At 37.6% G+C, this 14,053-nt stretch carries 12 protein-coding genes; 5 read left to right on the top strand and 7 right to left on the bottom strand.

Annotated features, from left to right (window positions below):
• On the bottom strand, window positions 1-376 hold a 376-nt coding region (locus JMI89_RS03435; RefSeq protein WP_220679337.1), incomplete at its 3' end, for a contractile injection system protein, VgrG/Pvc8 family.
• 313 nt (window positions 377-689) lie between these two features.
• On the opposite strand from JMI89_RS03435, the gene JMI89_RS03430 reads away from it, so the two are divergent.
• Window positions 690-875 (top strand): transposase, encoded by a 186-nt coding sequence (locus JMI89_RS03430; RefSeq protein WP_187756235.1) that lies wholly within the window; start codon window positions 690-692, stop codon window positions 873-875.
• A gap of 768 nt (window positions 876-1,643) precedes the next feature.
• Here JMI89_RS03430 and cysG read toward each other — a convergent pair.
• From cysG to nirB, 4 genes are all read right to left on the bottom strand, one after another.
• Window positions 1,644-3,017, bottom strand: coding sequence for a siroheme synthase CysG (gene cysG / locus JMI89_RS03425; RefSeq protein WP_187756236.1), 1,374 nt, complete (start codon window positions 3,015-3,017; stop codon window positions 1,644-1,646).
• Between the two features lie 110 nt (window positions 3,018-3,127).
• Complete coding sequence (gene nirC / locus JMI89_RS03420) at window positions 3,128-3,898, bottom strand: nitrite transporter NirC (protein WP_187756237.1); 771 nt, start codon at window positions 3,896-3,898, stop codon at window positions 3,128-3,130.
• A gap of 26 nt (window positions 3,899-3,924) precedes the next feature.
• Window positions 3,925-4,257: a nitrite reductase small subunit NirD gene (gene nirD / locus JMI89_RS03415; RefSeq protein ID WP_187756238.1), complete on the bottom strand. Its 333-nt coding sequence runs from the start codon at window positions 4,255-4,257 to the stop codon at window positions 3,925-3,927.
• Window positions 4,258-4,259: 2 nt separating this feature from the next.
• A complete protein-coding gene (gene nirB / locus JMI89_RS03410) occupies window positions 4,260-6,782 on the bottom strand; it encodes a nitrite reductase large subunit NirB (protein WP_187756239.1) in 2,523 nt (840 codons plus the stop codon).
• 364 nt (window positions 6,783-7,146) lie between these two features.
• Between nirB and JMI89_RS03405 the strand changes: the two genes are divergently transcribed.
• The 4 genes from JMI89_RS03405 (at window position 7,147) to pgi (ending at window position 11,725) form a co-directional block, all read left to right on the top strand.
• On the top strand, window positions 7,147-7,644 hold the full coding sequence (locus JMI89_RS03405) for a MarR family winged helix-turn-helix transcriptional regulator (protein WP_187756240.1): 498 nt from the start codon (window positions 7,147-7,149) through the stop codon (window positions 7,642-7,644).
• A 78-nt stretch (window positions 7,645-7,722) separates the two neighbouring features.
• Window positions 7,723-8,847, top strand: coding sequence for an HlyD family secretion protein (locus JMI89_RS03400; protein ID WP_187756241.1), 1,125 nt, complete (start codon window positions 7,723-7,725; stop codon window positions 8,845-8,847).
• Window positions 8,828-10,006 carry an ABC transporter permease gene (locus JMI89_RS03395; RefSeq protein WP_220679336.1) on the top strand — a complete coding sequence of 393 codons (1,179 nt, stop codon included), beginning with the start codon at window positions 8,828-8,830 and terminating at the stop codon, window positions 10,004-10,006. The genes JMI89_RS03400 and JMI89_RS03395 overlap by 20 nt, the downstream gene beginning before the upstream one ends.
• A gap of 69 nt (window positions 10,007-10,075) precedes the next feature.
• Window positions 10,076-11,725 carry a glucose-6-phosphate isomerase gene (gene pgi / locus JMI89_RS03390; protein WP_220679335.1) on the top strand — a complete coding sequence of 550 codons (1,650 nt, stop codon included), beginning with the start codon at window positions 10,076-10,078 and terminating at the stop codon, window positions 11,723-11,725.
• A 69-nt stretch (window positions 11,726-11,794) separates the two neighbouring features.
• Here pgi and crr read toward each other — a convergent pair whose 3' ends face one another.
• On the bottom strand, window positions 11,795-12,298 hold the full coding sequence (gene crr / locus JMI89_RS03385; protein ID WP_187756243.1) for a PTS glucose transporter subunit IIA: 504 nt from the start codon (window positions 12,296-12,298) through the stop codon (window positions 11,795-11,797).
• 9 nt (window positions 12,299-12,307) lie between these two features.
• A complete protein-coding gene (ptsI, locus tag JMI89_RS03380) occupies window positions 12,308-14,035 on the bottom strand; it encodes a phosphoenolpyruvate-protein phosphotransferase PtsI (protein WP_187756244.1) in 1,728 nt (575 codons plus the stop codon).
• Window positions 14,036-14,053 lie beyond the last annotated feature (18 nt).

Raw genomic sequence — 14,053 nt, 5'->3', positions numbered from 1 at the left:
GCCGCGGTACTAATACCACCTGATAACGCGCTTCGTCTTTACTAACTGAGACCATGCTAAATTCAGTAATGATACCATATAAGGTGCGTGACCTCGCTGGCATATCAAGCGAGCTAATATGTGCTAATTGCTCGGCAAGCTGGGGCGCTTCAAAGATTAACGACGCCGGCTGGCTCAATAAATCACTGATTTTTAGCTGTTTCTCGGGGCTAGTGAAGGTGATGACATATCGCCATGGGGTATTGAGTGACTCATGACCGACAATGGAGACAATCGACAATGATGAAACTCCATTAAGGTTTAAGGTATAATGGTTGTTCGAAGGATGAGAAACGATAGAATCAAAATATCTTGCTTCTCGCTGTGAGATCGCCATAGGAATTCCTTATTATTTGCAATCAATGTTTATTATTGTTCACTTATTAAGTTTTTTATGCACAATAACGATAAGCAGATTCATTCCTAAAGATAGGTTATTTTTTAATTTAGATCAATTATTTTTTGTACTACTTGTGATAGTAGCCTGTAGTTAATATTGCTAATAAGCTTTAAAAAGCGATTTGGCTAAACAATATCAGCAATGATTCGCGTTGGATTATTAAATAACCAATTATGCACTTTTAGGGGCGTTTTTACCTGATCTGCCCGCGTTTTAGCGGCGACTTTTTAATATTAAAAAGGAGTCTATGATGAGTCAAAAATATCATCCCTATTTTAAACAAGAAGCGATTAATTTAGCCTTAAAGAGTGAACAAACTTATCGACAAGTGGCTGATGATTTAGCTATAAATTACAAAACCATTTGTAATTGGCTATATCAAATGAAAATAAGCCATAAAAATGAATATAAAACCAGATTATCAAGCATTACATAGTCTGCAAAGCTTTAATAATGGCGATGTTACATCGTGGTTAGACACTTGTAGTAATCGTTCACAATGATAGAAATGGTCTGTACAGTTCTGATGAATATCAAGCAATATTAACGACCTTAAAGTCTCTTTTTATCAGTTCAACTAACACTTTTCTCTTTCCGTATATACCATCCATTTGGTTATGAATTGATTTCATGGCAATTTCAAGCCTAGCATTCATTAATATAATAGTTCGATGCTTGATTCAATAATAAAAAGTACTCGGTGATAATAATAAACATCGACAGATTTGAGTTGTTTCATTTTCGGCCTTCTTCAACATTAACGCTAATTGTTGCCTCTTGTCATTTTTATTGCGAAGAAGGTTGGAGCTTTTTTAATAACTGATTATCGCTTTGTAATTGCTTAACTTGTTTCTCTAATGCTTGTATTCGTTTTCGTTCAAGTGTCAAGACACTACTTTTAGGGTGAATACCTTGTCGCTCTGTTATATATTGAGTTAACCAATGTTGGATTGATAAAATACTGACATTAATTATTTAGTGGCATCTTTGTGTGCATAACCATAATTCAGCACCAACTCCGCATATTCTCGCTTAAATTCACTACTTAGTTGTCTTGTGGCAGAATAATCGCCTTAGTTGATGGTTTATCATACCGCTGAGAATGTCGACAAGAAAAGTATACCGTTACATATGTATGTTGCCGTTTTATCAATAAAAAACACTAAGTTCCCCATTATAATTAGCCTTTTGAATACCATTTATATCAATGTTCAGAGAACCAATTCAATTGCTTTCTTAAAGCCACAACTGTTCCGACAATTATTAAACTAGGACTATGTACCTGTAGCGCTAATTGCGTTAAATCTTTAAGCAAGCCGGTTAAAACTTTCTGCTTGATAGTGGTACCTGCTTCAATAATTGCGACTGGCATATTGATATCCATGCCGTGTTTAATTAATTGTTGACTAATCGCTTCCGCTTGGGAAAGTCCCATATAAAAAACGAGTGTTTGCTTCTCAGCCGCTAAGCTTTGCCAATCCAGATGACTACCATCTTTTAAATGACCAGTGACTAAACGAACACTATGCGCATAATCACGATGCGTTAATGGAATACCGCTATACGCTGAACAACCAGAAGCAGCAGTAATCCCAGGAACAACAGAAAAGGGAATATTAGCTTGAAATAAGGTTTCTAACTCTTCCCCCCCACGTCCAAAAATAAACGGGTCACCACCTTTCAAACGTACCACACGCCGTCCTTTTTGTGCTTGTTCAAGCAACATTTGATTAATTTGTTCCTGTGGGACACAATGAAATCCAGCTCGCTTACCAACAAATACCCGTTGCGCATCACGTCTGGTCAACGCCATAATTTCATCCGAAACCAGCCGATCATATACAATAATATCCGCCTGCTGAATTTGTTGTAGTCCCTTTAAGGTCAATAAACCCGGATCGCCAGGTCCTGCGCCCACTAAAACCACTTCACCACGATGCTCCAATTCAGTATCAAATAACTCATGAGTCAATCTTTCTACTTGATCTGAATCATGATTGGCTAAAGCCTGAGCTAACCGATCATGGGTAAATAGTTTTTCCCAGAAACGTCGACGTTCGATCATTGTTTGGTACTTTTGCTTTACTTTTTGGCGTAAATAGCCTGCATAATCGGCTAATTTACCTAAATGTTGCGGTAAAATTGCTTCCAGTTTTTCACGTAATAAGCGTGCTAATACTGGTGCATGACCTTCTGAAGATACCGCAACCATAATCGGCGAACGATCAACAATTGACGGCATAATAAAACTGGCCTCTTTTGGTGAGTCGACTACATTGCAGAAAATACGCCGTTTTTCAGCTTCGGTACTCACCCGTTGATTGATTGAGGCATCATTAGTGGCCGCAATCACCAACCATTTATTATCTAATAACGCTACCGAAAAATCACCGGAAACTAAGGTTAATTGTTGCTGTTCTTGCCAGCAGATGAACTGTTGATTGAATGCTTTCGCATTAACTGTAACACGTGCTCCGGCATCAAGTAATAAACGGGCTTTACGTTCAGCGACCTCTCCTCCACCCACTAAAAGACAATCACGATTTTCTAATTTGCAAAATAAGGGAAAATAATCCATAACATCTCAAAATAAACTAACTAGTAAAGATTTAATCATTAATTGGCAACATTACTCATAAGCTATCTCAAGTGAGATAACTTATAATCTGATAAAGCGGTTATGTAAAATTAGTTTGGTCGTTCTATTTTTGGTGTGGCATACCAATAGCCTAACCCCATAAATATGACACCAGATAACAAATTACCTAAAGAAACCCATAATAAATTATGACCAATTCCCATAAGGTTATAAGCTTCACTATGGTGACCAAACCATGACAAGGAAAAAAGTGTCATATTCGCAACCGAATGTTCATAACCACAAGCAATAAAGGCAAGTAGGCACCACCATATGGCAATAAACTTAGCCGAGCCCTCTACACGATTTGCCATCCAAATCGCTAAACAAACTAACCAATTACACAATACACCACGGAAAAATAGCGCGCTTGCTGGTGCCGAAGTTTTTGCTAAAGCAGCTGTGTGCACTAAACTGGTATCACTATTTAACAACGGACTTGCCGTTAAGAAAAATAGTAACGCAACCAAGATTGACCCCAATAAATTACCCAACCAAGTTTGTGGTAAGACTAGCCACATTTGTTTATGGGTAATTTTTTTGGTTTGAACACCAAACGTTAAAAACATAGTATGACCAGTAAATAATTCTGAACCAGCAATCACTACTAATGTTAAGGCAATACCAAAGGTTGCCCCCATCACCAATGGCCGAAACGAAGGTTCTAGCAAATTACCTAAAGTAAAAATAAGAATAATGCCTAATCCAACATAAGCGCCAGCCATTGCCGAACTTAACCAAAAACCAATCGGATTAGTTTTGGCTAAACGTACAATACGTGCTGCGTTAGTCGCACATTTAGTAATTGTCTCCGTATACATCGTTTTATCCTTCCATTTTATAAAAATTAAGGCAATTTTACCTGAACCAATCCCGCCTCATTAACCTTCACGTCATAATGTGCGACCGAGTAATGCGCATCTTCCAAACAATAGCCATCTCGCAATCGGAAACGTTGTTTTTTTAGTGGGCTGGCAACCCATAACTCATTGTCATGTTCAGCAATAATCCCACGCGATAACACGCTTGCTTGCGCAAATGGATCGATATTACTGATTGCATAAAGTTCATTGCTATTATATGGGCGAAATATCGCGACATGATCTTGATTCACTAAAGCACAAACGCCGGTTTGTGGTAAAATATCATCAAGTCGACAAATGGTAATCCATTGCTCCATAGCTATTCTCCTAATATAATTTTACGTTCTTTTGCGGTTGCTGGACGATGTTGCTGGCGTTCAGGCACAAATTTAACATTATCATCACGCTGTGGGCTATTAATAAAATGGGCAAACCGTTGTTGATTTTCAGAGTGTTCGACCGCCTCTTTCCATTCACAAACGACTAACTTACGAATGCGAGCCATTTCCTTTTCCAGCTCATCATTAATACCCAATTTATCGTCAATAATAACACTACGTAAATAATTAATGCCACCATCTAAGCTTTCAAGCCAAACCGATGTACGTTGTAATTTATCAGCAGTACGAATATAAAACATGATAAAACGATCGAGGTAGCGGATTAAGGTCTCTTTATCCAAGTCAGCAGCCAGTAAGTCCGCATGACGTGGCTTCATACCACCATTACCACACACATAAAGATTCCAACCGTTCTCAGTAGCAATAACACCAATATCTTTACCTTGAGCTTCGGCGCATTCACGCGTACAACCAGATACGCCTAATTTAAATTTATGCGGCGCTCGAATACCTTTATAGCGGTGTTCAAGCTCTACCCCAAAGCCAACACTATCGCCAACCCCAAAACGACACCATGTACTACCAACACAGGTTTTTGCCATACGTAGCGCTTTAGCATAAGCATAACCACTTTCAAAACCAGCATCGATTAATGCTTGCCAAATTGCTGGCAAATCATCCTTTTGTGCACCAAATAAACCAATACGCTGTGAACCGGTAATTTTAGAATAGAGCTGATACTTTTTGGCGATTTGACCTATTGCAATTAATCCATCCGGAGTAATTTCACCCCCGGCGCTACGCGGAATCACTGAATAGGTACCATTTTTCTGAATATTACCTAAGAAAATATCGTTACTGTCTTGCAAAGGGGTAAGCGCAGGCTCAAGAATGTAATTATTCCAACAAGAAGCAAGTAATGAACCAATTGTCGGTTTACATATTTCACAACCATATCCTTGTCCATGTTTATGAATAATTTCATTAAATGAAGTTAACCCTTCCACTCGAATAAGATGATAAAGTTCCTGACGGGAATACTTAAAATGTTCACATAACGCATGGCTCACTTCGATGCCTTGCTTGGTTAATTCCATATTAAGAATTTGTGTCACTAACGGCAGACAGCCACCACACCCAGTACCAGCTTTGGTTTCAGCTTTAATAGCCGCTACGGTATGGCAACCCGCCTGAATCGCTTGCACAATGCGTGCTTTGGTCACATCGAAACAAGAACAAATCTGCGCAGAATCAGGTAAGGCATCTACCCCGAGTGCGGGCTTAACCCCAGCATGAGCAGGTAAAATCAATGTGTCAGGATGTTCAGGTAATGGCATCTGATTTAGCATCATCTGTAACAAATTGCTATAGTCAGCTGTATCACCAACTAATACGGCGCCAAGCAGTCGTTGATGATCGGGTGAGACAACTAATTTTTTATACACGGGAATATTTTCATCCAGATAAATATAACTACGACAATTAGCCGTCTTTCCCTTAGCATCGCCAATACTACCTACATCCACCCCCATCAACTTTAATTTAGCACTCATATCGGCACCATCGAAGGTTAACGCTTCACCAAGTAAATGAGCAATAGCAACTTGCGCCATTTTATAACCTGGTGCAACTAACCCAAAAACCCGCCCTTGCCAAGCAGCACACTCACCAATAGCATAAATATTAGCATCGGATGTTTGGCAATAATCATTAATGACTATACCACCACGTGGTGCTATCTCAAGTTGGCATTCGCGTGCTAATTTATCTTGTGGCCTTATACCTGTTGAAAAAACAATGAAATCGATTTCCAGTGAGCTACCATCAGCAAATTGCATAACCTTTCCATTAGCTGCATCGGTAATTTCTAATGTATTTTTATTGGTATGAACACCTACACCCATGGCTTCAATTTTGCGACGTAACTGTTCGCCACCTAATGCATCAAGCTGTTCTGCCATGAGGACTGGAGCAAATTCTACAACATGGGTTTCCATACCTAAATTTTTCACTGCCCCAGCTGCTTCTAATCCTAATAACCCACCACCCACAACTGCACCACGTCGACTATATTTAGCGCATGCGCTTATCGCGTCAAGATCTTCAATAGTGCGATAAACAAAGCAGTTTTTCCCATCCGCACCTTTAATTGGTGGCACCCAAGGGTAAGATCCGGTAGCGATAACTAATTTATCGTAAGGTATTACTTGACCAGATTGCGCATAAACCTCTTTAGCTTGACGATTAATTCCAATAGCCCGCTCATTCAATAACAGATTAATTTGATTCGTTTGATATAATCCGTCACTAACTAAAGAAAGTGCTTGCGCATTATGATCATTAAAATAGGAAGAAAGATGAACCCGATCATAAGCTACTCGCGGTTCTTCACAAAAAATCGTTATATTAAACTGATTAGACACCTGTTTATCGATTAGTTCTTCAACAAAACGATGCCCAACCATCCCATTACCAATGATAACGAGATTCGTTTTATTCATACAAAGCTCCCCAATTATTTTAGTTTTATATCTTTAAATTAGTTATGGTGCACATTGTATGAAACCTCACACAGAATATAATTACCCACAAGCATTACTACTTTAGAGGTATAGCGAAATAATTTGTGCGGCGGTAACGATTAATTAGACTATCTACATATCATTTATATCGGCATAATTTCGACCGACAACAGATTAAATATTAATCCATTTAAAACAACATTGAGACATCAATAAATTCCACGCATTAACATAAGTTGTTGTTTTATTTAATTTTATAAGCCATCCCTTTCATAATTCAAACCGTTGCAATTTTTTATTTCACTGATATAATTAGCCGACTAAATAATATGAGTTATCATTTATGTATTACAATTCACGGACTTTACCTTCTCGAGAAACCCTAGCGCGAGCACAAAATCTAAGTGAACATACAGTAGACGTTTCTGGTGTCGATTTAGTCTTGAGTTTAATTACAACTGCGGATTTGATCCGTTCGAGCATTTACGCTCAATTAGCCAAAGATTACGATGTTTCAGAAGGAAAATTTGCATTACTAATGTCATTATATTCTGAAGGTGAGACCTGTACCAGTGAACTGGCTCTGCGAGTAGGGGTAACCCCGGCCACAATTTCAGTAATGGTTAAAAGAATGTTGGCGGCTAAATCGCCCTTAATTTGCATTGCTAAAAATGGGGATGATGGTCGTTCACGTCTCATCTCATTGAGCCCGGACGGCGTAAAGCTTATACAAAAAGCCTTACCAAATCATCTCAAAGCAATTCGAGCATTTGCTAAAGTCCTCGAACCACAGGAACAGGAGTCGTTAATCTTAATGTTACGTAAATTGTTAAGAAAATAAACTAATGATAGAACACTATCGTTAGTCTTTTTTAATTAGATAGTTAGTCGACTAAATAAACGGAAAATAGTATATATTATGAACAAAAACGTTAAAATCCCAATTATTTTTTTAGTATTACTTACCATTGGTTCTACCTTGATCTATTTTGGTTCGAGAAACGATGCCGTCACCGTAGCCAAAAGTATTAAATCAGGCGTATTAACAGCTGATGAAATCAATGTAGCGTTCCAAAATGTAGGTGGAAAGGTATTAACACGTGCTGTTCAAGAATCTCAGTATGTTAAAAAAGGTGATGTTTTGATGGTATTAGAAGATACTGATACGCGTTTAGCCATTGAACGTTTAAAAGCTGTCATTGCTGGACAAGAAGCATCAATCCGTCAGGAAGAATTAGCGATTAAAATCGCTGAAAATGAAACTAATCTTGCTGAAGAGGCTACTTGGCGCAATATTGAAGCGGTACAAGCCAATCTTGATGCCGCTATATCAGCTCGCGATTTTACACAGACCGAATATGAACGGCACATTCAGTTACGTAAAGCGGGCGGTGTCTCGCAATCGCAATTAGATAGCACACGTAATACCTACATCTCAGCAAAGATGAGTGTCGTGCAATTACAAAGCCAATTATCAACATTAATGGTTGGTGCAACATCTGAACAATTAGCCCAGTTCGCTAAGACTAAAAATGCAACCGGTATGACATTACAATCGATTATTAATGCTCGCCAGACTATTCAAAACCGTCATAATCAATTGACCCAGTTGCATGCTCAGTTAAGTCAGTCGCAAGCTGAATTAGAACAATTACAAATTAATTATCAACGCCTTACATTAGTAGCACCGGAAGATGGAAAAGTATTAAAGCTAATGTATGAAGATGGTGAATTAGTCCCGACTGGCGCACCAGCAGTATTACTTGAAACGGATCGCAAATATGTTGATATTTATGTCAACGAAAGCATGGTAAATGATTACCAACCGGGAACAACAGTTACTGCAAATGTTGTCGCATTAGATAAACAAATTAAAGGAAAAGTCCGTTTTGCAACCGTTGCACCATCTTTTGCGGATTTACGTATGACACGGGAAAGAGGCCAAGCGGATTTAACGTCTTTTCAAGTTAGAATCTATATGGACAATATTCCTCATCTTTTAACTGGAATGACAATTGAGGTCAATGATGCAAAACATCATTAAATCTATATTAGAAGAAGTTGATGCGATGTTGTCTGGGCATTTCATACCTTACTATAAGGTAGCGATAGGTCTGGCTGCTATCATCGCATTAATATTTTCATTAGTATTGAGTCATGGATCAGTTTTTGAAGGCAAGATTGCCGTCATCGATCTTGATGGCTCTAAATACTCGACTGAATTGATCAGCAAAATAAATACTTCACCTTATATACAAGTAAGTGAAGTCATTCGCGCCCCTGTTAATCCCATAACTTTAGTCTCGCACGATCGTAATCTTGGCGTCTTATATATTCCGAAAGGATTAGAAAAAAGTTTGAAAAGAGGTGATCAATCAGTCAATTTAGGTTACTTTGTAGATGATACAAATGATGCGCAAAATGCCAAAATCTTACCTAGTTTAAATGAATATATTCCTGAGTTAGGGGCTGAAATTAGCGTAAATCGCGTATCAGCTTTAGGCTTGGGTAAAGAAAGTACCGAAGCAACACTGGTACCAATGCAACTAAAATCACGCTATATGTTCAATCCAGCTAGTGCATCAACCATTTCTACCATTATCTATTTTGTGTATTTCTTTTCTTCATTAACGTACGGGTTAACTTCGTTAATGATTGTTGGTCGTCTAAAAGTGACTGGCTTATGGAATAGCGTAATGGAAAGAGGTCCGTTAGCATTAATGGCCAGAACGATACCTTATGCGCTATTTTATACCACGGGTTTAACTTTGATCGGAGCAATATTAGTGATATTTGGACAACTACGTTTTGAAGGCAACTACTTTGCTTATGTACCAAGCATATTTATGACTGGTTTAGCATTTGGATGGTTAGGATTTTTGTTGTCCTGGAATACCAAAAATCCCGGTGAAGGTGCTAGTCGCATGATATTCTTAGTTCCTCCTGGTTTTATTATGGGGGGATCTACCATGGCAGTCGGCCTTTTACCACTTTGGGCATATTATACAAGTTATGCATTCCCATTAGTTTGGTTATTCCGATTTTTCCGTGATTTTGCGATGCGCGGACGTACATTAGTTGATATGTTTGCTACTTACGGAGCATATATTATCTATTTAACCGTCATCGCAGCAATTGTCATGGCAGTATATTTTCATGCTCAAAAATCTTACACGCAAAATGAGGCTGTAAAAAATTGTTAAGCGCTGGTTGATTCTTTAGTAAAGCGTTATATCATGGATGAATCTTAATAATAATGGAGTATATGTCTTATGCTAAAAAATGTAGATCCAACCAAAACGGCTGCTTGGCAAGAATTACAGTCACATTTTGAGCAAATGCAAGATTGCACTATACAATCTTTGTTTGCTAAAGATAGCGATCGCGCAAATAAATTTACGTTAACATTTAATGATCAAATTTTTATTGATTATTCCAAAAACCGAATCACTGAAACAACGCTTGAAAAATTGCGGGCACTAGCGACACAAAGCGGATTACGTGAAGCAATTCAAGCAATGTTCAGTGGAGAAAAAATTAACCGTACTGAAGATCGCGCTGTTTTACATATCGCTTTACGTAACTTATCTAATACACCGATCTCTGTCGATGGCAAAAATGTAATGGATGATGTCAATGCTGTACTAGCGAAAATGGAAACCTTTAGTCATAGAATTATCAGTGGCGAATGGAAAGGCTTTACTGGTAAAGCGATAACTGACATCGTAAATATTGGTATTGGTGGTTCTGATCTCGGTCCATTTATGGTGACTGAAGCACTACGACCTTATAAAAATCATCTAAATATGCACTTTGTATCAAACATTGATGGTACCCAAATCGTCGAAACATTGAAAAAAGTCAATCCAGAAACGACATTATTTTTAATCGCTTCAAAAACCTTTACGACACAAGAAACTATGACCAATGCACAAAGTGCCCGTGAATGGTTATTAGATATTGCTAAAGATGAAACTGCCGTTGCTAAACATTTTGTTGCGTTATCAACGAATACCAAAGAAGTGGAAAAATTTGGTATTGATACGGCTAACATGTTTGAATTCTGGGATTGGGTCGGTGGTCGTTATTCATTGTGGTCAGCAATTGGATTATCAATCGTATTATCAATTGGTTTTGATAACTTTAAGCAATTATTAGCGGGCGCGCATGATATTGATAAACACTTCTGTGAAACATCATTTGAGAAAAATATTCCTGTAACGTTGGCTTTAATCAATTTATGGTATAACAACTTCTTCGGTGCTGAAACTGAAGCTATTTTACCTTATGATCAATATATGCATCGTTTTGCTGCTTATTTCCAACAAGGTAATATGGAATCAAATGGCAAATATGTCGATCGTAACGGTCAGAAAGTTAGCTATACTACCGGGCCAATTATTTGGGGTGAACCAGGTACCAATGGCCAACATGCGTTTTATCAATTAATTCATCAAGGCACTAAATTGATTCCTTGTGATTTTATTGCCCCAGCAATTAGCCATAATCCACTAGGCGATCATCATCAAAAATTATTATCCAACTTTTTTGCCCAAACTGAAGCATTAGCATTTGGTAAAAGCGAGGCAGTAGTTGAACAAGAGTTTACTGCTGCCGGCAAAAATTTGGATGATGTTCAAACCATTATCCCATTTAAAGTCTTTGAAGGTAATCGACCAACTAATTCTATTCTTCTAAAAGAAATTACACCTTATGCTTTAGGTGCATTAATTGCCATTTACGAACATAAAATTTTCACACAGGGCGTTATTTGGAACATCTTTAGTTTTGACCAATGGGGGGTAGAATTAGGTAAACAATTAGCTGGACGTATTTTACCTGAACTTGAGAATGATAACCCAATTACCACTCATGACAGTTCTACAAATAACCTAATCAATCGTTATAAATCTTGGCGTTAATTGGATGTTATTCTAATAAGTAAAAGAAAAACCGCCGTTTGGCGGTTTTTTTATTAAGATGATAACCGTTTATTTTTTTACCTTCATGATCGGCGTTTTACCTTCTTCAACGGTTCCGACTAACTTCACTAAATTATGGATACTATCCATATTAGAAATAACAACCGGTGTTAACACAGACTTAGCTTTATTGGCTAAAAACGGCAAGTCAAACTCAATGACTGTATCACCAACTCTGACTTGTTGTCCTTCATAAGCAATACGTGTAAAACCTTCACCTTTTAACTCGACCGTGTCAATACCAAAGTGAACAAAAAGTGCAATACCATCATTAGATTCGATTGCAAAAGCATGGTTCGTTTCGAAAATCTTAACAATCTTACCAGATACTGGTGCAACAATTTTATTCCCATTAGGTTTGATTGCTACACCATCACCAACAATCTTTTCTGCAAATACGACATCAGGTACATCTTCAATTTTAACAATCTCACCAGAAAGTGGTGCTAAAATCTCAATAAAATTCTGATCATCATCAGAAACAAACTGTTTTAACTTATCGAAAAAACCCATGGCATTCTCCTAATAAACTTGCTTTTCAGCAGCAAATTTTTCAAGTAAATCACTAATTTCTTTGGCTGTCGCTTTTTGTAATACCTCATCAGCTAGTTTTTTCGCTTCACTAAAATGGGTATTACGAATAATTTTTTTAATTTTTGGAATCGAAATTGATCCCATACTAAACTCATCTAATCCCATACCAAGCAATAAGACCGTAGCACGCTCATCACCACCCAATTCACCGCACATCCCAGTCCATTTACCTTCTTGATGTGATGCATCAATCACATTTTTGATAAGATTCAATACCGATGGTGAAAGCGGATTATAAAGATGAGAAATTAATTCATTACCACGATCAACTGCTAAAGTATATTGTGTTAAATCATTAGTGCCAATACTTAAGAAATCCACTTCTTTAGCTAAATGACGCGCAATAACTGCTGCAGATGGTGTTTCAACCATTACACCAACTTCAATATTTTCGTCAAATTTTTTGCCTTCAGATTTTAGCTGTTGTTTAAGCGTATTTAATTCTGATTTTAAAATCTGTACTTCTTCAACCGAAATAATCATCGGGAACATAATACGTAATTTACCAAAAGCGGAAGCTCGTAAAATGGCACGTAATTGTGCGTGAAGAATCTCTTTTTTATCCATACAGATACGAATAGCTCGCCAACCTAAGAATGGATTTTCTTCCTTCGGTAAATGCATATATGGTACATCTTTATCACCACCAATATCCATTGTACGAACAATAACCGCTAAACCATTAGTTGATTCCGCAACTTCTTTATAAGCTTTAAATTGCTCTTCTTCGTTCGGATAAGCGTCACGATCCATAAATAAAAATTCAGTACGATAAAGCCCAACACCTTCATAGCCATTACGTTCAGCACCAGCAATATCACGCACTGTACCGATGTTAGCACATACTTCCACTTGATGACCGTCTAAGGTAATAGCCGGTAAATCTTTTAATTTAGCTAACTCTTCTTTATCGGCGATAAATTGCTTTTGAACGGATTTTAATTGCTCAATGGTCTTATCATTCGGATTAATGTAAATTTTATTATTGATGGCATCGAGAACCAGAAAATCACCATGTTTAATTTCTTTTGTTGCATTCGATGTTCCAACAATGGCAGGAATTTCAAGAGAACGCGCCATAATCGAAGTATGCGAAGTACGTCCACCAATATCGGTGATAAAGCCAAGTACCATTTCTAAATTTAACTGTGCGGTTTCAGACGGCGTTAAATCGTTAGCAACTAAAATACATGGTTCATTAATCGCACTTAAATCAACTATTTCCAAACCAAGAATATTTTTAAGTAAACGTTTACCAATATCACGAATATCAGCCGCACGTTCTTTTAAATATTCATCATCTAAACCTTCAAGTTCTTTCGCTTGCGCTTCAAAAACAGCATTAACTGCAGAATCCGCAGATACATGTTTTGTTTTTATACGATTAATTACTTCAGATTCCAGATCTTCATCTTCCAACAGCATGATGTGACCTTCAAAAATTGCGGCCTTATCTTCACCTAAAGTTTTTTTAGCGCGCTCCATAATAGAGTTTAATTGTTGGCTCGATTTTTCGCGGGCACTTTTAAAGCGCTCAATTTCATCATTCACCTTGTTATCAGCAATGGGTCTTGTGTTAATAACAATTTCATCTTCTTTTAATAGTAGAGCCTTAGCAAAGGCTATGCCTGGCGACACAAGTATACCTGTAACCATAATATTTTATCCTTATAT

It is taken from the genome of Frischella sp. Ac48 (assembly GCF_019641635.1).
Lineage (GTDB): Bacteria > Pseudomonadota > Gammaproteobacteria > Enterobacterales > Orbaceae > Frischella > Frischella japonica.
Note: the sequence above shows the minus strand (reverse complement) of the source record. Positions and strands in the feature narration are given on the sequence as shown.